Raw genomic sequence first — 22,808 nt, forward strand, 5'->3', positions numbered from 1 at the left:
TGTCAATCTCCTTTCGGAAATTAGGGGGGGATTCAGGTAAACGATCCTTTAACGAACAAAATGAATCGCTTTCGTCTGCGTATAGCTGAACAGTTCCTCTAACCCCTCTTCGGTACCGAGACCGCTTTCTTTAAAGCCTCCGAACGGAACGCCGGTATAGTGGGCGGAATAACCGTTCACCCATACGTACCCGGCCTCGATGTCCTCCAAAGCGGTAAGAATCTGCGAGAAATTGTTGCTCCAGATGGAAGCCGTCAACCCGTATGATACGCTGTTCGTCATGGCGATCAGTTCGTCGTAAGTTTTCCACTTGATGACGGACTGTACCGGTCCGAAAATCTCTTCGCGGAAAATGCGCATCTCCGGTGTCACGCCGGTAAAGATCGTCGGTGGGACAAAATAACCGTTCGCCAGCTCCGGATCGCCCGGCTTCTCTCCTCCGACAAGAAGTTTGGCCCCGTCTTCATGGCCGGCCCGGATGTAATACATAACCTTTTCGTACTGCGCTTCCGACACCACCGGACCCATATTCACTACCGGATCGAGCGGGTTGCCAAGTTTGGCCTCTTTCGTTTTTTCCACCAATTTGGCGATAAATGGGTCGTACACCGACTCATGCAGGAACAGGCGAGTCATCGAACCGCAAGATTGTCCCTGCGAACGCAGAAAGTTCATGCCGTAGAACGCGCCGTTGACCGCAGCTTCGATATCGGCATCGGGGAATACCATCATTGCGTTTTTCCCTCCAAGCTCCAGGGTAACATGCTTGATGCCGGTTTCCGCCGCCGATTTCATAATCGCCTTTCCCGTCGGAACGCTGCCCGTCAACGACAGGCGCTTGATCATCGGATGACGAACAATCGCGTCCCCGGTCACGGGACCGTTGCCGCTTAATATGTTTACGACGCCCGGAGGTAGAATCTCTTTCACCATTTCCCCGAACAGCAGCGAAGACAGCGGGGGTTGATCCGGCGTTTTCACCACGACGGTGTTTCCGGCCATCAGCGGCATACCAATTTTGGTCGCAGTCTGTCCGATCGGATGATTGTACGGATTGATCTGTCCGACAACGCCAAAGGGTTCACGTCTCGTGATATGCCAATGCACGCCGGAGGACGGGATCGTCTCTCCTTTCAACTCTGTAGCGAGTCCTGCGCAATACTGCAGATTTTGCACCGCCCGTTCCACATCGTTATACATCGCAATGACTGGATTGCCAGAGTCTATAGCGTCAAGGGCGGCGAACTCATGCGCCCGCTCTTTCAGTGCAGCCGCAATTTCCCGCAAATACGCCGCCCGGCGCAGCGGGGGCACCTTCTTCCATTGCCTCTGCGCTTCCGCTGCCGTTTCCACGGCTTCATTCACATCTTCCGGCTGAGCCAACGGTACTTCTCCCAAAATTTCCCCGGTAGACGGATTCGTGGTCGTATAAGTCTTCCCGCTTTTGGCTTTGACCAGCCGATCCCCCACCGTCATTTTCCAATCTCGGTCCAGCAGTTGCTTAGCCAGCGATTCCCATTCCGCTTTGGACCGATTCTTCCCTTTCTCGATAACAATAGAAATGATAATCTCCTCCATATCGTATTAATCCGAGGTTAGCTGATGATTCGAACGGTTCCACAGAATATGACTCCGGACCTTTTATTCCGAGAGCATATATTCAAGCCACTTCCTATGGAACGTTCTCATGACTCCCTCTTCCAACCGGGAATCGTAAACGACGCCGGGTCCCGCCCATTCTGTAATCACTTCCGCATCGCTCATGAAATCGTAGCCCATTTGATAGTTCAGCTTGACGTCGTTTTTTCGCGAATACACGCTTCCCGCGGTAGCGGATAATCCGTTCCATATCGCAATATCGTCCTGCTCGAAATTCCCCGACGGGCTGAATGTGCTGACCGCCACTTTATACGATCGTTTCTTGAATTCTTCTGACGCTTTGGCCGGAACCAGCACCCAGCTCCAGATTTCCATCTTTCCGCTACCGCGTGGCTGCCATTGTCTGAAGCTCAAGACCGGCGTGAACGTTTTATTCGGCGCATCGGTTGTATAAATGTGCACGAACGACAAATTCGGGAAGATGTTGCCGGTATTGACCAATGACCTTCTTACGATCTCAAACTGTTCCACCGGCATATCTTTACGGAATAGCGCCTGCACTTCCTCAGGATATCCCCGGAATGGCGATACATCGGGCGCGGTTAGTTTCAAGCTCGTGGAATGACCGTCACAATCGGTCACATGCACCTCGTGATTTTTTTTGCGCAGCTGCTCCCACGGAGGTACGCCCAGCCCCAGGTCGAATACCGACCGGTGCGCCATTTGGGTGTGATAGCTGTCCCCGCTGAAATTATCCGCGCCTATCTTCCAGTCCGAATCGACGATCCAGCGGTGCGGTTCCCCAACGACCTCCATTCCCCCCTCCACAAAATCGATGTGCGTATCCATATACCAGCGGAAACCTCCCAGATGCTCTTCCAAGGTTCCCGCTTTCTCATCCAGACAAGCAAAAATCATCCCTTTATACGAATCCACCCGCGCCTCCAGAAGCCCCCATTCCTTTTGTTCCAGGTTCCGGTAGGCTCTTTCTTTTTGCGGTACGGTCGTCAGTTCTCCCGAACAGTCATACGTCCATCCATGATACGGACACCGGAAATGCGAAGCATTCCCTTTCTCGCTGTGGCACACTTTGACGCCCCGGTGCCGGCACGAGTTGAACAAGCATTTGATTTCATCGTTTTTCCCTCTCGAAAGAATAAACGGGTCTCCTCCGATATACCGGGTGACAAAATCCCCAGGCTTCCGAATTTCCGATTCATGTCCGACAAAAACCCATGACTTGGCAAAGATTTTCTCAAGCTCCATCGCGTATAGTTCGGGATCGTTAAATATTTGCAAAGGAATGTATCCTTTATCGAATTCTTGCTGCATTTGCGTCAAAACGTCTTTGCTCGTTTGGGTGGCCATGCTTACTCGACTCCTTTATTGGGATCTAACGTGTTGTTCCATCAACCGCTCTGCGAGCTGCTGCCAACGTCTTCCCGACTCGCGGGCTCCTTCGGCAAATTCCTCCGGTATTTCATGATACGGCGGTCGGCTTGGCCCTGCCTTGATGTACCCTGCCTCTTGAATCCTGAGTTTTTCCACCTGAATCGTGTAGAGGCGGAACAGGTCTCTGTCTCCTCTCGGAAAGAAAGTCTCATACGTTTTATAAATGTCATTGCTCAGATTTCCCGCTTGTTCCAGATCCCCCGAAGCGATGGCCTCACGCAAGGCAACCACCGGCTCAGGATGGCAAGAGGCTCCGCCTGACCAGCAGGCGATATTATGCTCCGGTGAAAGCTTATACACCTTCAGCCAATCTTTTTCCATTAACATCAGCCGTATTTTACCGTTTACCGCCTCAAAGCAGCTCGGATATTGTTCATTGTAAGAGCCGTATTTGGCCCCTATGACTTGAGGAATTTCTGCAAGCTCCGCCCACATGGCAGGCGTAATCTTGCTCTTGAAAGCAGAAGGGTTGTTATAGACGACGATGCCCATGTCCGGAAGAGCTTCCGCCACATCCCGATAAAAGCCGAGCACAGCGTCCGAGGGCAGTTCACACCAGAAGGGACGGCCTAACAGCAAACCTACTGCGCCTACCTCGCGCGCAAACTTGGCTCTGGCGATCGTATCCCTTGTATTCAGCGTCGTCGGTCCCGCCACAACCGGAATCCGGCCGTCAACCGTTTTCACGACCGTCTCGGTAAACGCCCTCCATTCATCTTCCGTCAGCGTTGAGGCTTCGCCAAACGTGCCGGTAAGCATAATGCCGTCCACCCCGCCCTGAACCAAAGCTTCGGCCCCTCGGCGAGATTCCTCCAGATCTACCGAATAATCCGCCAACGCTGGGGTCGGCATAATGGCAAACACGCCTTTAAGGTCTTCCAAACGCAATCTCAATGAACTCATGTGTGGTTCCCTCCGGTTCTCAATCTTAAAAAGGTCTGACGGAAATGCCGCTGTCGACAAGAATTATCGTTCCCGTCATATGTCCCGCATTCCTTCCCGATGCCAAAAACACATAGGAACCCGCGACTTCCTCCGGCAGCGGCACCTTTTTGAGCGGAAGTCTCTCGTCGGTCATAGCGGAAATGGATGGCCGGTCCACTTTCGGTTCAATGACGGATTTCAAATTAGTCAAGGCTTTGCCGATAGCGACCCCGTTAACCCGGATATCCGGCGACAGCTCCAACGCCAGCTGGCGAACCAATCCCGCTATGGCGTGTTTGGAAGCCACATAAAGCGTTCCGCCCAAGCCGGCCTGAAGGCTGGATATTGACGCCGTCATCACAATGCAGCCTTTCGTTTCGGATAAGGCCGGCAGCGCTGCTTTGACGGTGAACAAGTAACCTTTCACATTGACTCCAAACAGCTTATTGTAAGCCGCCTCCAGGTTTTTCTCCTCAATTTCCCTCAAGGAGACCCGCTTGTCGTAGACACCGGCATTGGCAATCAAAATATCCAACTTGCCGAACGCTTGCAGCACCTCCGCCACGGCGTGCTTATTGTCTTCCAAGGAAGCAACGTTGCCGCAAATCGTGATCAAATCTTCCCCGCACTCTTCTTTTAAAGAATCGAGAGAAGCTTCATCGAGGTCGAAGGCTCCGACCTTCGCGCCCTCTTCCACATACCGTTTGGCCACCGCACGGCCGATTCCCGAAGCTGCTCCTGTAATGAAAGCGACCTTTCCATTCAGCTCGCCCATCGCTCAGCTACCTCGCGTAAAGGATTCTGGCCGACCGTGTATTCCGCCCCAAGCTGAAAATTTGCTTTCGTTTTTGTTAAGAAAACGCGTCGGCATCTCATGCGAGACGGTAGCCACTTCGGCCGAAAACTCAAACCTGTTGCCTCCAGGCTCCCAAAAATAACAGAATAAACTGGCGCCGGTTACGTGTCGTCCCGGCCCTACCTCGAGCTCCGTACCAAACTGCATAGCCCGATCTGCAATCTGCTTCATATGATCGAAATCTCTCAAGTTCCAGGCATAATGGTGTAAGCTTTCCTTTTCTGACTTCGCCAGACTGAAAGCAACATCGTGATGGTATGTCTCTCTACGCGTAAACGCCTGCATCCAGGAGCCGTCATTTTCCAGCTTTACATCCGAAATATAAAATCCAATACTTTTTAAAAAACCCGCATCCTTCTGGACATCCGTTGTCATTAAATTGATGTGATCCGCATCAATCGGCGCAATAGCTCCCCTTTCTTTGAGGGCCGGTGCATGAGGGAAATGATACTTATTGTCTTCCACGCAAACCAATTCAGCTTTGATCCCGCTAGGCAATGTAAATCCGATGCCTTTCACTTGACCAGGCTCTCTGCCATCCGTGTTTTCTACCGCAACATTCAGTTCCTTGATCATTCTCGCATACCGCTCCAGGTCATCTTCATTCGTTACCCGTACGGCAAAATGCGCTACGCCGGTCCCCCCCTCAGTAACCGCCAGATCGTAATTGTTATCCAAGCCGCAGCCGAAATAAGCGGTTTTGCCTTCCCGATGTATTTCCACAAGACCCAGGACCTCTTTGTAAAAAGCGCTCGCCTTTCCTAGATCCATGACTCTTAATTCCGCGTGCTCAAAACAACGTTCTCCTGCCATACAAGCACCTCATTTTTATGTAGATATGAAGGAATTGAATAAATTTTACATTGAGATATTTTAGAAGAAAAAGGAAATATACGACATCGGCAATGTGGTCTGATCCAAATAAACGGTTCTTTTCGCAATTTTTAATTGACCATCCACGTGGCGTAAATAATCCAATCTTTCACCGCACAATAGTTCAAAGGCTGGGTTATCTCCTCTGCTGCGGTAAACGATAAAGTTGCTTCTCACCTCGATCTCCGAACCTTCCTTCGGAAGATTAGGTCTAATATTGCTAATCATGTGGCGTAAACGAGAACGCGGTTGTTCCGACCAGGCATAATCCGTATTTAAACGCTCCACTCTCGTCTTGATGGAATCCCAATCTTCCAGCAGGATGAAAGCCGATTGGCTAAAACCTGTTTCTCCTTTCCCCTCCCGGGTCACTCTCACTGGAACGCGATAGTCGATATCCGGAGTCAAATAGTCCAGCCATTGCATCAGTTCACCATTATCGAAAAGCTCGGCCTCTTTATTCAAAAAACTTACACATTCCATATATACTTGCATATATTCTTGCCAATTTTCCATTGTTGTCCGAGTCAAATTTATCCCTACTTTCTTGTAAACAAATGATGAGGGAATATCCTTTCGGCATTCCGGCGCCCATATTTCAAACACTAGGCGATCTGAAAAAATAATTTTGTAAACGTTTTCAAATATTGCAATTATTCTTCCTTCATCAACAATTCTCCGAATTCCCGTTGGTACTTTTTTGTATCCGTCAAACAAGCTTGCTGGGCTAAGGATAGGAATAGTACAAACAATAAGCTTTGGACATACGCCTGAACCCCTTTCGTTTCAGCGTTTGAAACTGCTTTCATTTAAAATTTTAATACGGATGTTTTTTTTTATCAAATCGAAATATTTTGAATTGTATTCACTTTTTTTGATAACTTTACACGGTACATTTCTCGTCTCAGCCGCTTTGATCCCGATTTGTAATCCGGTTTTTTGGATGCCGAAGAGGCCAACCAGAAAAGTCTGGTTGACCACATCATAAGAAATCCCCTCTGAATGGCAATGTTACTCGATCTTACCCACTAGGGTAACATCAAGCAGCACGCCAAACGCGAGGGGATCACACCTGCTATTCTTTTATTTGATTTTGTAAGTAATCCAATACTTCCTCTACACCGGCAACTTGAGCATATTTGGCCTGAAGGTCAAATAAGCTTTGTTCATGCGCCGTTTGTGAACGGTCTCCCACAGCCTCTTTTACGACAACGGGCCGGAATCCGTAGGATATTCCGTCAACAGCCGTCGCACGCACACAACCGCTGGTAGAACATCCCGTCAGAATAATGGTATCAACGCCTTGCGACACCAAGCGGGAAACCAAATCTGTTCCAAAGAAGGCTGAAGCGTATTTTTTGGTCAAAAGCATATCGCCCTTTTGGAATTCAAGTACGGGGTCCACTTCCACAGCAGGCGTGCCGGCTTTTAATGTTTCGATTCCTTTTTGTTTTAAGGACCATGTCCCTGCATCCCTAAAATCGTCATCGTCATAAGCTACTCTGGTAAATATAACTGGAATTTTACGGGCACGGGCTACATCGAGAAGGCGCTTGTTCTCTGCCATTTGTGTGTCCATATTAGATGCAAGGAGCATCTCTGGATTTTTATAATCGGTAAAAGCGGGGGTGAGGTCAATGATAATGAGAGCCGGCCGTTTACCGAACCCAATATTCAACCCGAAACCCTTCTCCTTAAAAAACTGCTGTTCATCCACAATGGAATGTTCTTGCATGTTGATCCTCCTCTAGGGTAAAGCGCTTTCTAAGTGGCTCGACCTCTTGATATCTAAATCGTGAATTCCTCAAGCGTCGACTTCGCAAACAGATCTTCGATTTGCGGCTTGCTTTTAATCAGTCCTTGTTCAAAGGAATAGTTCACCATCGCGTTCAAAGTGATCCTGTTCTTTTCCAGCCCGTAAGGCCAAAAATCGTCGCCCAGCACCTTTTTCGTCCTTTGAACCTCCGCCGAAAGCCAAGGAAGCATGACATTTAGCGCTACATTCTGATTAAAGCTTTCATATACATCGTTTTTGGCTTGCGCAAAAGCTTTATACAGATTTTGAGCGACCCAAGGATTTTTCTCCAGTATTTCATCCTTAATGGCCACCAGATGCATAATCGGGAAAATGCCGGTCTTACGGAAATATTCTTGTTCGACGGTTGCATGATCATCAAACAGCCTCTTGACGTTAGGTGAACCCTTAACAAAGCAAGATGGTGCACGCGGACAGACTAGTGCGTCGATCTCGCCCTCCTCAAGCATTTGATTTAAGGTCTTATGCGGATCGATCGGTTGAATTTTAATTTCAGGAGGCAAACTTAATTTTATTTTTTCAATCCGCCCTGGTTTCTCTTGACCACCGCTGAACCAAAGAAGATCCGAAGGGTGAACGTCATATTCATGCTGCAGCATACCACGAATAAATACGCTGGCTGTTACTTGATATTCAGGTATACCTACACGCTTTCCGATTAAGTCCTTAGGTTCCTTAATCCCTGAATTTACATTCACATATATGCCCGAATGGCGGAAGGATCGTGATGGAAAAACGGGAATTGCGGTAAATTTCGGAAACCCGCGGTCACGAGCGATTAAATAGGAGGAAAGGGACATTTCGGATACGTCGAACTCCTGATGGCGCATCATTCGAAAGAACGTTTCCTCTACAGGCAATTTTAAAAAGTTAAGCTCGATTCCTTCAGGTTGGATCGTTCCGTCGACTAATCCCTGGACTCTATCGTAATTCCAACAAGCAAAGCTTAATGACAGTTTTGACATGATGTACCTCCCATATTTTGTTTTAACATTTTTATTGCGGCGAATTTGAAACCATGTTTAGAAAAGTCTGAAAGCGCTAACGTTATTGTGCATTCGGAGACGATGTGAATAATATTTATTCATCGTCCTTTCTAAGAACCTTAGTCTAGTTGCACGAAATAACTACATTCCGAGATATGACACCCCCGATTCCACAAATAGTGAACATAATTCACTAACAAGACTACATTTATTATAATTCATGAGATAAACAGAATTCAACAAAAAAATAAAATAACATAAGAAAAACCTGGCCGTGGCCAGGTCCTTGTCTAAACCCATACTTCTTACACAGGGAGGTATTTATACGAATCTGGCCTAACATATTGTTCTGTCATGAAATCAGCTCCCTTGACCATTATTGAAAGCGATTTAAAAGATTATATACGGAGTTACCGTTTTTGTGTCCTAACTGTGCGCGAAACGCAAAAAAATAGTCATGTACTGATCTCGTCGAGCTCTGAGGGTTAGTTCCCTTGCGTCCTCCGAACTGCATATTACAGTTGTTGTCGAACACAAAAAGATGCTGTCGAATTTTGGATGCAATGATTGACTACTAGTGCTAGACTGTATATGATTGCCGAGATCTTAAATCAGGTAGTAAAAAGCAAAGCACCAAGGAGCTGGAGGATTTTGAAAAAAAATATGCTTGCATTCGTTGCAAACATCGCAGTACTCGCACCATATGTAGGGTTTCTCTATGCGGAATGGCTGTTCCATCAGAATATACCCCTTCCTCTTCATTTACTGCTTCTTGCCGCTATGATGCTGTTCACTTACTTCGTAGCCGCGCCTCTATGGTTGAATTCCTTTCCAAGGAAAAGAAGGTTCGTCATCTATTTGATGATAAGCATTATTTTAATACTTGGTTTTGTTTGGGATCTGTTAAGAACCGTACATAGCGGGAATGTGTTCAGTCTGGAGATCTTCATGGTTCCCATTGTTTTGGCTCTGCTTTTTTTCTCTGTGAAAGAAGCTATCTTTGTATTGTTCCTCTGTGTGATGATCAGTACGGTTCATGTACTCATGAATTTCGATAAAACTCAACCCGGCAGCATATTGTCAGGTTTATTGCAGGTAGGGATTTGCATTGTTATCATTTTCATCATGGATCGTGCGCTTAAGGTAAGAGCAAGTCTTATGAACAAACAGCACATACTGGTAGAGAACTCCAGTGCATTCATTCTTGGAATCGATCGTAATGGTAAGATTGATTTGTGCAACCCGGCCATGTGTCGGTTATTAAATATGAAGCGGAATGAGGTTCTGGATCAATTTTTTTGGAAAGTTGGAGTAAGATTAGTCAACAAAGATGCGGATCAAATCTTCCAGCTACTGGCCCAAAGACAAAAAGTAGATCAAATGGAACTGAATATCTCAGATAGTTATAAAAATACATATACGTATCTTGCAGATACCTATCTGGTCAATGATGACGGACTGGCCAGCGGACTTATCGTCGTTCTCAATGACATTACAGAGCGTATCGTCATCGAAAGAAAACTATACGAACTTTCTGTTACTGACGAATTGACGAAAATAGCAAACCGGAGACACTTCGAGAAGCGCTTTGATGAAGAAGTCATCCGATCAAACCGGTATGGACATCCTCTCTCATTAATCTTGATTGATTTGGACCATTTCAAACAGATTAATGATACGTATGGTCATATATTTGGCGATCAAGTGCTGCAGACCGCTGCCAAAGTGCTGAAAATGCACGTACGGGATACGGATCTTGTTTCCAGATGGGGAGGTGAGGAGTTCGCCATATTGCTTCCGGAGACCACGCTATCCGAAGCGGAAGAAATCGGTGCTCGGTTGCTTGCAAAGGTTCAGGAAACTCCAATTCCGTTACAAGACGACCAAAGTGTGACAGTGACTTTTTCAGCTGGAGTAACCACTAGAACGCATGATATCGCAAAGGAAAATGTGATTGCGTCAGCCGACTCCGCCTTGTATCAAGCAAAACAAAACGGAAGAAACCGTGTGATGATTGATCAGTGACGGTTTCATTACAAAATAAAACATCCGCTTCGGGGTGTTTTATTTGTTTTCCCTTTCAAATATTTACTTTTAAACTCCTACTAATACATATTCTTACCATAAAAAATTTCATCCATTTCCATGTTGAGACTTTCCGTTATTTCCTCCTGCTCCCTTGGACTTAACTTATCTTTCGTATATCCAAATAAATAGTTGTTTAAATCGAATGCTTTCAACTTACATTTGGTATGAAAAATATTTTCCTGATATACATTCACATCGATCATGTCATATAAGCTTCTAACATTTTCCGGAATGTAATTTTGAATGGAGCTGATATCGTGATCGACAAACAGCTTGTGACCGCTTATATCTCTTGTGAAGCCGCGAACCCGGTAATCAATCGTCATAATGTCCGTATCAAAGGAGTGAATCAGATAATTGAGCGCTTTAAGCGGCGATATTTCCCCACAGGTAGATACGTCAATATCTGCTCTGAACGTGCTGATCCCTTCATCGGGATGGTATTCAGGATAAGTATGAACCGTAATATGACTTTTATCTAACTGCATGACGACCGTTGCTGGAAGAGGTCCGGGTGATTCATCGAATGACTCCGTTGGAGCTTCTTCAACCGGCCCCTCCGAAACCAGCAAGGTGACACTAGATCCTTGAGGAACATAATCTTGTTTGGCAATATTTAAAACATGGGCGCCAATGATATCCGATACGGCCTTGAGTATCTTGGTTAATCGGTCGGCATTGTACTGCTCATCTATATATTCTATGTAGGCTTCGCGTTCTTCTTTGGTTTTCGTATAGCAAATGTCATACATATTAAAGCTTAACGATTTTGTAAGATTGTTAAAGCCATGTAATTGGATACGCTGCTCCGGCGTTAATTTCATCATGAATTTCCCCTTATTCTTGAGATTCAATGAATACTATTCCCTTTTTCATACTTACCCATTCTTTTCCCCTTCAGAGCGCAGTCAAGAAAATAAATTGTTAATTTTTTTTGAACTATTTATGTCGGATTCGGTCGTTTTCGGTTGTTTGAGGAATACCATGTGTTCAATCACGTAAACTATTCTGACAAAAGAAAGGGGAGCGCTATGATACATTTCCATCAAGTCAATAAACACTACGGCCAATTTCATGTACTGAAAGATATTAATTTATCAATTAAACAAGGCGAAGTGGTTGTTGTCATTGGTCCATCCGGTTCGGGCAAAAGCACACTGGTCCGCTGCATCAACCGTTTGGAAGCGATCACGGACGGCGAGTTGATTGTTGACAGTGTAAGAATCAATGACAAGAAGACCGACATCAATGCGTTGCGCAGGGATATCGGAATGGTGTTCCAGCATTTTAACTTATACCCGCATAAAACCGTGCTTGAAAATATTACTCTCGCTCCCATGAAAGTCGTCGGGGTATCGAAAGAGGAAGCGGAAAAGACTGCAATGTTTTACCTTGAGAAAGTCGGCATCCCCGATAAGGCAAATGCGTTCCCGTCTCAGCTATCCGGCGGCCAGCAGCAGCGTGTCGCCATCGCGCGCGGTCTTTCCATGAAGCCGAAAATCATGCTGTTCGACGAACCGACGTCCGCGTTGGATCCGGAAACTATCGGGGAAGTACTCGATGTCATGAAGAAGCTTGCACGCGAAGGAATGACGATGGTTGTCGTCACCCACGAAATGGGATTTGCGAAGGAAGTCGCCGACCGGGTCGTTTTTATGGATCAAGGACAAATTGTCGAGGAAGCAGCGCCGGCTGAGTTTTTTGCAAACCCGCGAGAAGAACGAGCGCGTTTATTCCTCAGCCGTATCTTAAATCACTAATTCAGGAAAAAAGGGGATGTATGAAATGAAACGTTGGGGCAAAGTCACGAGTATTGCATTGACCGCCGTATTGGCACTGGGAACATTGGCTGCCTGTGGAAAGCCAGCTGCAGAAGAAGCACAAGGATCGATCGCGAAAATCAAAGAACACGGCAAAGTCATTGCTGGCGTAAAGTATGACCTGAATTTGTTCGGCTTGAAGGATCCGGCAAGCGGCCAAGTTCAAGGCTTGGATATCGACATCGCGAAAGCAGTAGCAAAGAAAGTTCTCGGCGACGAGAACGCGATCGAGCTTAAGGAAGTTACCTCCAAAACACGGATTCCAATGCTTAAAAACGGCGAAATCGATATGATCGTAGCTACGATGACGATTACAGAAGAGCGCAAACAAGAGATCGACTTCTCTGACGTTTATTTCACGGCAGGCCAATCCCTGCTTGTTCCGGCTAACAGCCCGATTACATCCATTAAAGATTTGACCAAGTCTTCTAAAGTATTGACAGCCAAAGGCTCCACATCGGCCAAGAACGTACGCGAAGCGGCACCAGATGCGCAGGTTCTTGAATTCGAAACCTACGCTGAGGCGTTCACTGCATTAAAAGCTGGCCAAGGCGACGCCTTGACGACAGATAACGCTCTGCTCTTCGGAATGGCCAAACAAGACAGCAACTTCAAAGTACTGGATGAGACATTTACGGAAGAGCCGTACGGTATCGGAATCCGTAAAGGCGATGCAGAGTTTGTGCAGCTGGTTAATGATACATTGAAGGAAATGAAAGAAAACGGCGAATACGACGCCATCCACGAGAAATGGATCGGCAAGAAACCGAACTAATATAATACACAAGCCGAGGGGATGAGCGCAGGCCGCTGGTCTCCTCTATGCTTTCAAACGGGATGTAAGGAGGTAAGGGATATGTTAATCGATTTTACGGTCCTCACCGACAATATTGACCGCTATATGATCGGATTTGGCGGGACCGTCGCAGCAAGTGTGATATCCCTCATTGCAAGTTTTATTCTAGGCACCATCATTGCGGTGTTTCGAATCACCCCCTTTAAGCCGCTTCAATGGTTCGGCGCGGCCTATGTTGAATTTATCCGGAATATTCCACTGCTGCTGATAGCATTTTTCGTCTTGGTCGGACTTCCGATCATGACCGGCGTTGTCCTCGTTCCTTTTGTTACCGGTTTGGTTGCTCTTTCCGTTTATACCTCCGCCTTTATCGCGGAAGCTATTCGCGCCGGTATTCAAACCGTACCCAAAGGTCAGATGGAAGCCGCTCGCTCGTCAGGCTTAACGTATATTCAAGCCATGTGGCACATTATTTTGCCGCAGGCCATTAAGATCGTAATTCCTCCACTAGGCAATCAATTTTTGAACCTGGTGAAGAACTCTTCGATATTTACGATTTTATCCGCGTCGGACTTAATGTATCAAGCCGACTTAATTAACTCGGATACCTTCGACACGTTTAGTTCTTATATATTTGCTGCCATTTTTTATTTGGTTTTGACCATTCCACTTAGCTACGGCGTGCGTTATTTGGAACGCAGGTACGCAGGGAATTAAAGGAGGGGAAGCGTAATGGATTTTATTGGTGCACTGTCCCCTGTGAATATACAATTTATGCTGCAAGGCTTTCTGCTCACGATCGAGGTAGCGCTCCTATCGATTGCGATTAGTTTTGTCATCAGTATTCTTGTAGGCACGGTTCGATACGCCAAGGTACCTGTACTTAGCAAAGTATTCGCGGTGTTGGTCGAGACGGTCCGTAACTTACCTCTGCTTCTGATCATCTTTTTTACGTATTTTGCTCTGCCAGAGATCGGCATTAAGATGGATAAGTTTACAGCGGCAGTAGTCGCTCTCGTTATTTTTGAATCGGCTATGATCTCCGAAATCGTACGAAGCGGTCTAAACTCGGTTGAAAAAGGTCTCATCGAAGCCGGACGTTCTTCCGGATTGACGAATACGCAAACGCTGAGGCATATTGTTCTCCCCATTGCGCTCCGTCGCATGGTTCCTCCTATGGTGAGCCAATTCATCTCACTGCTGAAAGATACGTCTTTAGCGGTGGTCATTGCGCTGCCGGAGCTGATGAACCACGTTCAAATCATCAACGGCCATAACATCAATTACGTCATTCCGACGTTCCTGTTTGCGGCTCTTCTGTATTTTGTAGTCAATTACCTGCTTTCCATCGCTTCTCGCAGGCTCGAAAATCAACAGGCATAACAACTATATGTATCTTTTCCTACGCGACAAAATGCTCTTTCTTCCTGTACTATAGGAAGAAGGAGTATTTTTGATATCCGGAGTAAAAAGGAGTGGCGAATCGAGAGATGCGGGATCATAAATTGTTCATCTGGGTCGTCATACTTCTGTCGACGGCGCTGCTTGGAGAAGTGAAAATCACTCCGTTCGATGGAGATTTTCGATTTTCACTTGGCATTGCAGCCTATTTCTTCGGATTATTATGGTTTTCTATCCCTGTTCTTGCTACAGGCATTTCTGCTGGAGTGTTCATCGTCTTTTTTCGGGTTGTGATGGATGCTTCGCTGTATGGCATTCCCTGGCCCGAAGGAATCGTACAGCATTTGCCCGTCTTTTTTTACTATGTTACGTTTGCAGCGGTCATTTCCCTGTTAAAGATAAAAACAAACGTAGAATATCCTTTAAAGGTAGGATTTTACGGCGCGATTGCGGATATGGCATCCAATGTAGCGGAATTGCTCATTCGTATGGGATTGGATGCAGTATCTAATATTACCACCCAAGGGATTTTGCTGATCGTTCTGATCGGCTTGCTTCGCAGCTTTTTTGTCGTCGGTCTGTGCAATATTTTAGCGATTCGACAGGTCCGGGCGCAGGGGGAGCAGCGTCGACAAGAGTTGGAACGGTTAATGCTGATTAATTCCGATTTGTTTGAAGAGGCCTTTTATCTTCGAAAATCAATGTCCAATATTGAAGACATTACTCGGGAGAGCTACCAGTTGTCCAAAGAGCTGAAAAATCTGTCTCCCCCTCACGCGGTGCGAGCGCTCCATATCGCAGAGAACGTGCATGAAATCAAGAAGGATTCCCAGCGCATTCTGTCTGGCTTATCTAAGATCATTCAACAGGAACAGATGCTTTCGAAGCGAGTTTCCATTTCGGTTCTTTGCTCGATGGTGGCGAGGGCCAATGAAAACTACAGTTTGCTGCTGGGAAAAACCATTGAGCTCAATACCCGCTGCGACGTTAAACTATCCACCGACGAAATTTATCCGCTTCTTTCCGTATTGAATAACATCGTGTCTAATGCGGTTGAATCGATTGAGATCCAAGGGCGAATCGAAATACGGGTTGATCTTAAATTCGATTCTGTTGTATTCTACGTGACAGACAATGGTCCCGGCATATCTTCCGATGAGCTGGACTTGATCTTTCACCCCGGCTATACGACCAAATTTGACAACGAAGGAAACTCTTCAACCGGTATCGGTCTTTCGCATGCCGCGGATATCGTTCGTTTGCTCGGAGGAGATATCTGCGTGTACAGTGTATCGGGACAAACGCGGTTTGAAGTCCGTATTCCGTCGGAACGTTTAATACAAAGGGAGGAGGCAGAGCATGCTGAAATTTTATCTGGTGGATGACGACCCTGCCGTCCGAAAAATGGTATCTCGTATCATTAGCGAAAGCGGCCTCGGAGAGGTCATCGGCGAATCGGAAGATGGAGCTCGAACAACGAAAGAAGACATTCGGTATGCGGAAATCGTCATCATTGATTTGCTGATGCCAGGACGCGACGGGATTGAAACGGTCAAAGCTCTTCGGGAAGAAGGCTACGAGGGCAGATTTATCATGATCTCCCAGGTCGAAAACAAGGAAATGATCGGAGAGGCTTATCAGCAAGGGGTCGATACGTTCATCCAAAAGCCGATTAATCGCTTGGAGGTTCTTGCGGTTTTAAGACGAGTTTCGGATCATGTATTACTGGAGAGATCGATGCAAACGATCCGTCATTCGCTTAGTTTATTGGAGACGTCGGGAATCGGAGATGCCAAAGGAAGCACTGCCGGGCAGAAGCAAAGGTCCATCGAAGAACAAGCACGCTCCTTATTGCCGCAATTGGGAATCGCCGGCGAAGCGGGCGCCTCTGACCTGATCCATATTGTCAGTTGGTTGAAAGAGCAGGAACAGGAAGGCAATATGCTGACCGATTTGCCGCCGCTCAAAACCATTTATGAGCAAGTTGCTAAGAAGAACAGCTATTCGCCGGATGCAAGTATGCTTAAGGACGTTCGTGCGCTGGAGCAGCGGGTACGTCGGTTGGCGCTGCAATCCCTTACCCATCTTTCATCTTTGGGATTAAACGATTACGGAAACCCAACATTCGAATACTATGCATCCCGATTATTCGATTTTCAGGAAGTACGCAATCGAATGCGAGAATTAGAGGAAGACAGCAAGACGTCGTCCTCTAAGTTGAATATTCGAAAATTTCTGTATGTATTCTATATGGAGGCGTGTTCTCTGAGCCATTGAGATCATCTTTGATAAAAGCAAGAATAAAGCATGTCATCATTGGGCCGCTTAAAACACTGATTTGCCTGTTGGATGTGGATTTGCGATAATGCGTATATACCATGAATCGGAAAGAGGTTGGAGTATTTATGGAGAAAAAGAAAAAGATTCTCGCGTTCTTAGGATCCTACGCGGAATCCGACAATCCCGGACTGTATTCATGCTGGTTCGATACGGAAACCGGTGGTCTAGAAATCATCGACCAAGCTGAAGGCCTTCAAAACCCGACCTTTCTCGCCGTGGATAAAGAGGGTTCAAAGCTGTACGCCATAACAGAGGAAACGGACTCTAATGGACAGCGCAGCGGAGCTGCTGCTGCTTTTGCTTTTGACCCTTCAACCGGAGCATTAACGTTTTCAAACAAAGAGATGACCGTTCCGTCAACTACTTGTCATATCACTTTGGATCATACCCGCCAATGCATCATGGTGTCCAGCTATCATGGAGGCATGATCGGTCTGTCCCCCCTGCTGGAGGATGGCCAGGTGGGAAAGACCGCTGACATCCACCAGCATAAAGGCTCCAGCATTCTTCCCGTGCAGGACCGGCCGCGGGCGCATTCCGTATTTATCGACCGCTCCAATCGTTTTGCCATCGTTTCCGATTTGGGCCTTGACCGCATCTTTATCTACCAGCTGGATATCTCTGCCCACCGGTTAATTCCTCATGGAGAAGTACAGGTTGCTCCCGGTTCAGGTCCGCGGCATTTTGCCTTCCATCCTTCGTTGCCATTTGGTTACGTTATTAATGAACTCAATGCAACCATCACCGGGTTCGCCTATGATGAGAAACACGGGGAGTTAAGCGAAACCCAAACGGTTTCTACACTCCCTGAATCGTATAAGGGGGAAAATGCATGCGCCGATATTCACATTTCTCCCGACGGTCGTTTCCTTTATGGGTCCAATCGCGGACATGACAGCATCGCAGTGTACTCGATCGATCCATCAACGGGAAAGCTCACTTTAGTCGAACATGCCTCCACGCTTGGCGGGCATCCGCGCAACTTCGCGTTGTCGCCGGACGGACGCTTCTTGCTCGCGGCCAACCGGGATTCCAACCATATCGTTACGTTTACCAGAGATGCGAATACTGGGAAGCTGCTCCCTACGGGGAGCGTTTTGGAAGTGTCCAAGCCTGTGTGTATTCAATTTGCTGCTGTGGATTAAGCCCAATCCTGCCCTTCGCTCTTGCGGAGGGTTTTTATTATCGCGATTGAAGGATAATTACACTGAGGCGGTATATCACAATGAATAAAGACACTGACTCAATGATGAGTAGTGTCTATAGTAAACGATCCATGCATAATCAAGCGCCAAATCTTTGTCTATATCCGCACTTTCTGCATAACTCCTCAACGGCTTCTCTCCTGGAAAATCCATAGAAGAGATTATTCGCTCTTTCGCTTTCTACGATTTCCGAAAAAGGCGTACTATGGATATTGCCTAAATTAATCACGCCTTCACCATCCAGACAGCAGGGCACAACCGTTCCGTCGACAAGTACCGCCGCTTGACTCCGAAGCGCATGGCAAAATCCTTTGCCGTCATCTTCGGGCGCTTGTAAACTCGGCCATTGAAACTCATGATCTTGATTCAAATAGATGCGATCGGCAATTTTGACCCCGCTGCCCGGCGCTACTTTCTCTTCAATTCTGAAGTCCAGATTAAACTCCTTCTCCAGCATGGCCAGCGTTTCCCGATTTCTGCTCCTTTCCGCATTGGTTATATTATCTTGATCTAAATTCCATAGCCTGAACGAGAAGATCACTTGATGCTCCGCCGCTTCACGGACAAAAGAAAGAATATCGGCCAAATATTGTTCACGATTGGTGGAGCCCTCATGTCCATCAAAGCTATGAAGCGAGAAGTTCATTTGGCGCAGCGCCGGTTTCCCCAGTATTTTATGCTTCGCCTTATTGATCAGCGTTCCGTTGGTCGTTATATTGACCTTAAATCCTTTGGCGTGGCTTGCATCCAGCAGCTCATCGATTTTGGGATGGAGGAGAGGCTCGCCTTTGACATGAAGATAAATATGATTCGTATGCGGGTTGATCTGATCCAATATGTGATTAAAGGTATCCAGCTTGATAAAATTCGCCTTTCGGCTGGTTTGCGGACAAAAGCTGCAGGCCAGATTGCAAACGCTTGTAATTTCGATATATACTTTTTTGAAAGTTTTCAAGAAGTGTTCCCCATTCCAGATCTAATCTATGATGATATTCATATGAATTGCTTCTCCGAATAAATAGAATCATCACATGTATTATACCATAGCATGTTTTCGTTTAAGTAGAAGACATTATGGGTGCTTTGTTTTTATCTTCTAAAGAGAATATACAAGCAACTTGGACATACATTTGAATTATAATCATTCCGTCAGATCAAACCCTGGAGGACCTTATGCGCAATAAGACCATAACCATTATCCAAATCGCTGCAACTTATATGGGAACTGTAGTAGGCGCGGGCTTCGCCTCCGGGCTATCCATCATGCAATTTTTCACGATTTTCGGTGCCTATGGTATTTTCGGTATTCTGGTAAGCACATTTCTTTTTATTTGGCTTGGAACCAAGATGATGATCATGTCACATCGGCTCAAGGCATTTTCATATCAGGAGCTCAATACCTACTTGTTTGGTCGTCAGTTTGGTAAAGTAGCCAATGGAGTCAGCTTTGTGATTTTGTTCGGCGTAACCTCCGTTATGCTTTCCGGTGCCGGCTCCATCTTTCAAGAACAAATGGGCCTCTCCGAACAATGGGGTATGATCATCAGCTTGGTCCTTATTTATTTGGTATTAACCCAACAATTAAAAGGTATTCTCGCCATTAATACCTTGGTGGTTCCGATGATGCTCTTTTTCTCTATTATCATTGGCATTACTTATTTTTCGATGGATGAACTATATAGAACCAGCGAGTGGCAGATGGAGCAGGTCGGCCAGCTGGAATGGATTATCAGTCCTTTTGCTTATGCCGCGCTCAATTTTGCTACCCTTCAAGCGGTACTGGTTCCGTTGGGTAGCGAAATCAAGGATGAACGCTTATTGACCTGGGGCGGGATTTGGGGTGGGATCGGGATTGGTCTTATGCTGTTCACCAGCCATTTCTCAATGAACTCATTGATGCCGGGGATCATGAAATTCAATATCCCCATGGCTGAAGTGATTCGGGAATTCGGTCCATACATGCACCTCTTGTTTATTTTGGTTATCTATGGAGAAATATTTACCACTTTAATCGGAAACGTCTTCGGTATGTCCCGGCAAATTCAAAGCATTTATCCGACTCTTCCGTCCAATCTGCTGGTGGCCACCATTTTACTCGCTTGCTTTGTGATCAGCCAGATGAGCTATTCTTTTCTTCTTTCCTTCTTGTACACCCTCTTTGGTTATGTCGGTCTCTTCCTGCTTATCTTTTTGGCCGTAAAACGAACGCCCGGATTTAAGTCAAGAAAATGATACAATTTGTATTTTTTTCTTGACTTGGCAATAAACACGAGGGTTATTTATTTGGAGTGTTCCCCTCAAAGGAACGGATGATTTCTCGGGCCGTATCGGGTATGGGCGTGCTTTTCCCGCTTTTCGTATCAATCAGAACGATCGTCCCTCGCCCTGCCGCTTTTAACTGGTCATCCACGATCAACGCATATTCCAAATCCAATGAAGAACGGCCCATTTTGGCAACTCTAACATGGAGCTTAAGAGGATCTTTCAGATATATAGAGGCGAGGTACTGGCATTCCAGGTTAGCAACGACGGATACCGTTTTATCGCTGAACAGGTCTTCAGTCAATTCGAGATTCTCGAAATACTCGATACGTCCTTGTTCGAAATACATGAAATAACTTACATTATTCACATGTCCAATGAGGTCAGTCTCACAATAGCGTACCTTAATGGGGATAAAAAAATGAAATTTTTCCATCCAGCTTTGAGGGTCAGGCTGGACAAAAGCTATCTTATTCATGAATAGATCTCCTTTCGTGATGGAACCGTACATCTACATATTTTAGAACTAATCTATTTTAATCGCAACACAACCTTTATCGCCGTGATTACAGTAAGATAAACCTTTGAATACCCCGAATTTTAAAATAAAAAAAGGATAGCGTATCAGAAATGATTCTGACAACGCTATCCTTTAGCCATGTCTATGTTCATAGAAAAACAATCTTTCAATCCTTGCTTGAGGTCACTTCGTCCAGATTTACATGATCTTCACGCATAATGAGCCCGACGATTTGGCAAGTCAACACCTCAAGATCATGCTGGTTTTTAACAGCGAATGAAAAGGTGACGATGCCTAGCTCCGGTCGTGATTTGGAAGGCCGCAATTCCAAGATCGTGATGATCGTATAAAGGGAGTCTCCAGGAAATACGGGGGCAAGAAATCGAACCTTGTCCATACCCGCTCCCGCCCTGCTTTCTTCGCCAAAAATATGGGCTCGGATGAATAAAGTCCAAGCCACGGATAACGTCAGGAAACCGGAAGCTATAATATTGCCGTACATGCCTTCGGCTGCAACCTGCTGATTAAGATGAATCGTCTGGGGATCATATTTCACGGCAAATTCCAGCATCTCTTCCTGAGTGACCCTGTGTTTATCTGTTACAAAGGTCTGTCCTACGTAGAATTGTTCGAATGTCATGGGTAACCTGCTCCTTTACGTTACTCAACCCTTTCTAACAAATGAACGGCGCATACACCGGCATCATGGTTTACCCATCCGCCAGCATTTTCGGCCAAGCCTACGCGGGCATTCTCGACCTGTCTTTCGCCTGCCCGTCCGCAGAGGTGTTCATATAGCTCAATGATCTGGGCAACACCGGTGGCGGCAATCGGATGCCCTTTGGAAACCAATCCACCGCTCGTATTAACAGGGACCCTGCCGCCAAGGGTGGTGTAGCCTTCTAACACAGCGCGGTGTCCTTTTCCCTCCCCGAAAATGCCCAGCTCTTCACAAATTTTAATTTCGGCCGGGCACGTCGCATCGTGTAATTCCACCACCGAAACATCTACTGGTTTCATCTCGGCTTCTTTAAACGCAGACTGAGCGGCGCGAACAACGATGCTGCCATGACCGTTACCGGAGACCACCTGGCTTGCCGCGACTCGAATCTTCGGCCTGCTTGAATTCAGATGCTCTGCTGTCCCGATGATCAAAGCAGCAGCGCCATCGCTGATCGGAGAACACATCAGACGCGTTAGCGGATCTACGATCATCGGAGATTGCAACACTTCATCCAAGGTGACTTCATTTCTATACTGCGCATATGGATTCAAGGATGCGTGATAACGGTTTTTCACCGATACTTGAGCAAACGGCTCCACGCCGCACCGATATTTCTCCATATACCGTTTAGCCTGCATCGCGTAGGTTTCCATAAAGAACGTTGGCGGCACATCTTTCGGAAGCAATTCGACGTCGCTAGCCGATGCCAGTGCCGTGGAGATAACCGTCCGATCTGCGTGATACAGCTTTTCAACCCCGACAACCAAAGCCAGCCGCGAACCCCCAGCTCGAATTCGCTGAATAGCCAAGTGCAGAGCCGACGCTCCACTCGCGCAAGCATTTTCAATGTTAAACACCGGAATTCCCTTTATTCCCGCATGCTGCGTTACAATTTGCCCAAGCATACATTCCTGTCCGGTGACGATTCCGCCCATGCCATTGGCCACAAAGGCGCACTCCACTTGCTCTGCTTGAACAGATGCATCCACAAGCGCACCGGTAATGGCCTCCAGTGCCAAATCTTTTAAACTGCGGTCCAAATATTTGCCCATGCGGATGATCCCCGTACCCAACACATATACGTTGTCTTTCAAATGAACTTCACCTCTTCCATTTCCATATTGTAGACTGTGGCGAGCTGCTCAA

22 protein-coding genes are annotated in these 22,808 nt (G+C 46.6%); 9 read left to right on the plus strand and 13 right to left on the minus strand.

The features are described 5' to 3' along the window. Positions 1 to 48: 48 nt before the first annotated feature. The 8 genes from JOE45_RS12035 to JOE45_RS12070 all read right to left on the minus strand — a co-directional run bounded on the left by JOE45_RS12035 (position 49) and on the right by JOE45_RS12070 (position 8,485). Positions 49 to 1,578 carry an aldehyde dehydrogenase family protein gene (locus JOE45_RS12035; RefSeq protein WP_210019971.1) on the minus strand — a complete coding sequence of 510 codons (1,530 nt, stop codon included), beginning with the start codon at positions 1,576 to 1,578 and terminating at the stop codon, positions 49 to 51. A gap of 63 nt (positions 1,579 to 1,641) precedes the next feature. Continuing rightward, on the minus strand, positions 1,642 to 2,967 hold the full coding sequence (locus JOE45_RS12040) for an aromatic ring-hydroxylating oxygenase subunit alpha (protein ID WP_210019970.1): 1,326 nt from the start codon (positions 2,965 to 2,967) through the stop codon (positions 1,642 to 1,644). Positions 2,968 to 2,982: 15 nt separating this feature from the next. Next, the gene (locus tag JOE45_RS12045; protein ID WP_210019969.1) at positions 2,983 to 3,954 is read right to left on the minus strand and encodes a dihydrodipicolinate synthase family protein; all 972 of its coding nucleotides are present in this window, start codon (positions 3,952 to 3,954) and stop codon (positions 2,983 to 2,985) included. Between the two features lie 25 nt (positions 3,955 to 3,979). After that, positions 3,980 to 4,750 (minus strand): SDR family oxidoreductase, encoded by a 771-nt coding sequence (locus JOE45_RS12050; RefSeq protein WP_210019968.1) that lies wholly within the window; start codon positions 4,748 to 4,750, stop codon positions 3,980 to 3,982. Between the two features lie 3 nt (positions 4,751 to 4,753). Next, the gene (locus JOE45_RS12055; protein ID WP_210019967.1) at positions 4,754 to 5,644 is read right to left on the minus strand and encodes a VOC family protein; all 891 of its coding nucleotides are present in this window, start codon (positions 5,642 to 5,644) and stop codon (positions 4,754 to 4,756) included. A gap of 60 nt (positions 5,645 to 5,704) precedes the next feature. Continuing rightward, the gene (locus JOE45_RS12060; RefSeq protein WP_210019966.1) at positions 5,705 to 6,421 is read right to left on the minus strand and encodes an aromatic-ring-hydroxylating dioxygenase subunit beta; all 717 of its coding nucleotides are present in this window, start codon (positions 6,419 to 6,421) and stop codon (positions 5,705 to 5,707) included. Between the two features lie 358 nt (positions 6,422 to 6,779). Continuing rightward, on the minus strand, positions 6,780 to 7,439 hold the full coding sequence (locus tag JOE45_RS12065; protein WP_210019965.1) for an isochorismatase family protein: 660 nt from the start codon (positions 7,437 to 7,439) through the stop codon (positions 6,780 to 6,782). 53 nt (positions 7,440 to 7,492) lie between these two features. Then, positions 7,493 to 8,485: an ABC transporter substrate-binding protein gene (locus tag JOE45_RS12070; RefSeq protein WP_210019964.1), complete on the minus strand. Its 993-nt coding sequence runs from the start codon at positions 8,483 to 8,485 to the stop codon at positions 7,493 to 7,495. 672 nt (positions 8,486 to 9,157) lie between these two features. Here JOE45_RS12070 and JOE45_RS12075 point away from each other — a divergent pair. Continuing rightward, positions 9,158 to 10,531: a sensor domain-containing diguanylate cyclase gene (locus tag JOE45_RS12075; RefSeq protein WP_210019963.1), complete on the plus strand. Its 1,374-nt coding sequence runs from the start codon at positions 9,158 to 9,160 to the stop codon at positions 10,529 to 10,531. An 80-nt stretch (positions 10,532 to 10,611) separates the two neighbouring features. Here the strand turns inward: JOE45_RS12075 and speD are convergent, their stop codons facing one another. Then, positions 10,612 to 11,418 carry an adenosylmethionine decarboxylase gene (gene speD / locus JOE45_RS12080; RefSeq protein WP_210023323.1) on the minus strand — a complete coding sequence of 269 codons (807 nt, stop codon included), beginning with the start codon at positions 11,416 to 11,418 and terminating at the stop codon, positions 10,612 to 10,614. Positions 11,419 to 11,625: 207 nt separating this feature from the next. Here speD and JOE45_RS12085 point away from each other — a divergent pair, with 207 nt between their 5' ends. The 7 genes from JOE45_RS12085 to JOE45_RS12115 all read left to right on the plus strand — a co-directional run bounded on the left by JOE45_RS12085 (position 11,626) and on the right by JOE45_RS12115 (position 18,096). After that, positions 11,626 to 12,354, plus strand: a complete 729-nt coding sequence (locus JOE45_RS12085; RefSeq protein ID WP_210019962.1) for an amino acid ABC transporter ATP-binding protein — start codon at positions 11,626 to 11,628, stop codon at positions 12,352 to 12,354. A 16-nt stretch (positions 12,355 to 12,370) separates the two neighbouring features. Next, positions 12,371 to 13,189 (plus strand): transporter substrate-binding domain-containing protein, encoded by an 819-nt coding sequence (locus JOE45_RS12090; protein ID WP_461479708.1) that lies wholly within the window; start codon positions 12,371 to 12,373, stop codon positions 13,187 to 13,189. A gap of 81 nt (positions 13,190 to 13,270) precedes the next feature. After that, positions 13,271 to 13,927 carry an amino acid ABC transporter permease gene (locus JOE45_RS12095; protein WP_210019960.1) on the plus strand — a complete coding sequence of 219 codons (657 nt, stop codon included), beginning with the start codon at positions 13,271 to 13,273 and terminating at the stop codon, positions 13,925 to 13,927. Between the two features lie 15 nt (positions 13,928 to 13,942). After that, positions 13,943 to 14,593, plus strand: coding sequence for an amino acid ABC transporter permease (locus tag JOE45_RS12100; RefSeq protein WP_210019959.1), 651 nt, complete (start codon positions 13,943 to 13,945; stop codon positions 14,591 to 14,593). A 107-nt stretch (positions 14,594 to 14,700) separates the two neighbouring features. After that, positions 14,701 to 15,996 (plus strand): sensor histidine kinase, encoded by a 1,296-nt coding sequence (locus tag JOE45_RS12105; protein ID WP_210023322.1) that lies wholly within the window; start codon positions 14,701 to 14,703, stop codon positions 15,994 to 15,996. Further along, a complete protein-coding gene (locus JOE45_RS12110; protein ID WP_210019958.1) occupies positions 15,971 to 16,888 on the plus strand; it encodes a response regulator in 918 nt (305 codons plus the stop codon). Before JOE45_RS12105 ends, JOE45_RS12110 begins: the two co-directional genes overlap by 26 nt. Before the next feature lie 128 nt (positions 16,889 to 17,016). After that, positions 17,017 to 18,096 carry a lactonase family protein gene (locus JOE45_RS12115; protein WP_210019957.1) on the plus strand — a complete coding sequence of 360 codons (1,080 nt, stop codon included), beginning with the start codon at positions 17,017 to 17,019 and terminating at the stop codon, positions 18,094 to 18,096. A 139-nt stretch (positions 18,097 to 18,235) separates the two neighbouring features. Here JOE45_RS12115 and JOE45_RS12120 read toward each other — a convergent pair whose 3' ends face one another. Beyond that, on the minus strand, positions 18,236 to 19,111 hold the full coding sequence (locus tag JOE45_RS12120; RefSeq protein ID WP_210019956.1) for a radical SAM/SPASM domain-containing protein: 876 nt from the start codon (positions 19,109 to 19,111) through the stop codon (positions 18,236 to 18,238). Between the two features lie 218 nt (positions 19,112 to 19,329). On the opposite strand from JOE45_RS12120, the gene JOE45_RS12125 reads away from it, so the two are divergent. Further along, on the plus strand, positions 19,330 to 20,388 hold the full coding sequence (locus tag JOE45_RS12125; RefSeq protein WP_210019955.1) for a YkvI family membrane protein: 1,059 nt from the start codon (positions 19,330 to 19,332) through the stop codon (positions 20,386 to 20,388). 43 nt (positions 20,389 to 20,431) lie between these two features. Here the strand turns inward: JOE45_RS12125 and JOE45_RS12130 are convergent, their stop codons facing one another. From JOE45_RS12130 to JOE45_RS12140, 3 genes are all read right to left on the minus strand, one after another. Then, on the minus strand, positions 20,432 to 20,896 hold the full coding sequence (locus JOE45_RS12130; protein ID WP_210019954.1) for an acyl-CoA thioesterase: 465 nt from the start codon (positions 20,894 to 20,896) through the stop codon (positions 20,432 to 20,434). Positions 20,897 to 21,104: 208 nt separating this feature from the next. Beyond that, positions 21,105 to 21,578, minus strand: coding sequence for a MaoC/PaaZ C-terminal domain-containing protein (locus tag JOE45_RS12135; RefSeq protein ID WP_210019953.1), 474 nt, complete (start codon positions 21,576 to 21,578; stop codon positions 21,105 to 21,107). Positions 21,579 to 21,598: 20 nt separating this feature from the next. Next, positions 21,599 to 22,756 (minus strand): thiolase family protein, encoded by a 1,158-nt coding sequence (locus tag JOE45_RS12140; RefSeq protein ID WP_210019952.1) that lies wholly within the window; start codon positions 22,754 to 22,756, stop codon positions 21,599 to 21,601. Positions 22,757 to 22,808 lie beyond the last annotated feature (52 nt).

Origin of the sequence: Paenibacillus sp. PvR098, assembly GCF_017833255.1 — a bacterium.
GTDB lineage: Bacteria > Bacillota > Bacilli > Paenibacillales > NBRC-103111 > Paenibacillus_G.

Bases quoted from the DNA above. Each gene is read 5' to 3' on its own strand.
- speD (WP_210023323.1), bottom strand. From the start codon at position 11,418: ATGAAATTAACGCCGGAGCAGCGTATCCAATTACATGGCTTTAACAAT.
- JOE45_RS12115 (WP_210019957.1), top strand. From the start codon at position 17,017: ATGGAGAAAAAGAAAAAGATTCTCGCGTTCTTAGGATCCTACGCGGAA.
- JOE45_RS12040 (WP_210019970.1), bottom strand. From the start codon at position 2,967: ATGGCCACCCAAACGAGCAAAGACGTTTTGACGCAAATGCAGCAAGAA.
- JOE45_RS12050 (WP_210019968.1), bottom strand. From the start codon at position 4,750: ATGGGCGAGCTGAATGGAAAGGTCGCTTTCATTACAGGAGCAGCTTCG.
- JOE45_RS12090 (WP_461479708.1), top strand. From the start codon at position 12,371: ATGTATGAAATGAAACGTTGGGGCAAAGTCACGAGTATTGCATTGACC.
- JOE45_RS12100 (WP_210019959.1), top strand. From the start codon at position 13,943: ATGGATTTTATTGGTGCACTGTCCCCTGTGAATATACAATTTATGCTG.
- JOE45_RS12110 (WP_210019958.1), top strand. From the start codon at position 15,971: ATGCTGAAATTTTATCTGGTGGATGACGACCCTGCCGTCCGAAAAATG.
- JOE45_RS12095 (WP_210019960.1), top strand. From the start codon at position 13,271: ATGTTAATCGATTTTACGGTCCTCACCGACAATATTGACCGCTATATG.
- JOE45_RS12135 (WP_210019953.1), bottom strand. From the start codon at position 21,578: ATGACATTCGAACAATTCTACGTAGGACAGACCTTTGTAACAGATAAA.
- JOE45_RS12065 (WP_210019965.1), bottom strand. From the start codon at position 7,439: ATGCAAGAACATTCCATTGTGGATGAACAGCAGTTTTTTAAGGAGAAG.
- JOE45_RS12125 (WP_210019955.1), top strand. From the start codon at position 19,330: ATGCGCAATAAGACCATAACCATTATCCAAATCGCTGCAACTTATATG.
- JOE45_RS12085 (WP_210019962.1), top strand. From the start codon at position 11,626: ATGATACATTTCCATCAAGTCAATAAACACTACGGCCAATTTCATGTA.
- JOE45_RS12130 (WP_210019954.1), bottom strand. From the start codon at position 20,896: ATGAATAAGATAGCTTTTGTCCAGCCTGACCCTCAAAGCTGGATGGAA.
- JOE45_RS12045 (WP_210019969.1), bottom strand. From the start codon at position 3,954: ATGAGTTCATTGAGATTGCGTTTGGAAGACCTTAAAGGCGTGTTTGCC.
- JOE45_RS12055 (WP_210019967.1), bottom strand. From the start codon at position 5,644: ATGGCAGGAGAACGTTGTTTTGAGCACGCGGAATTAAGAGTCATGGAT.
- JOE45_RS12035 (WP_210019971.1), bottom strand. From the start codon at position 1,578: ATGGAGGAGATTATCATTTCTATTGTTATCGAGAAAGGGAAGAATCGG.
- JOE45_RS12070 (WP_210019964.1), bottom strand. From the start codon at position 8,485: ATGTCAAAACTGTCATTAAGCTTTGCTTGTTGGAATTACGATAGAGTC.
- JOE45_RS12105 (WP_210023322.1), top strand. From the start codon at position 14,701: ATGCGGGATCATAAATTGTTCATCTGGGTCGTCATACTTCTGTCGACG.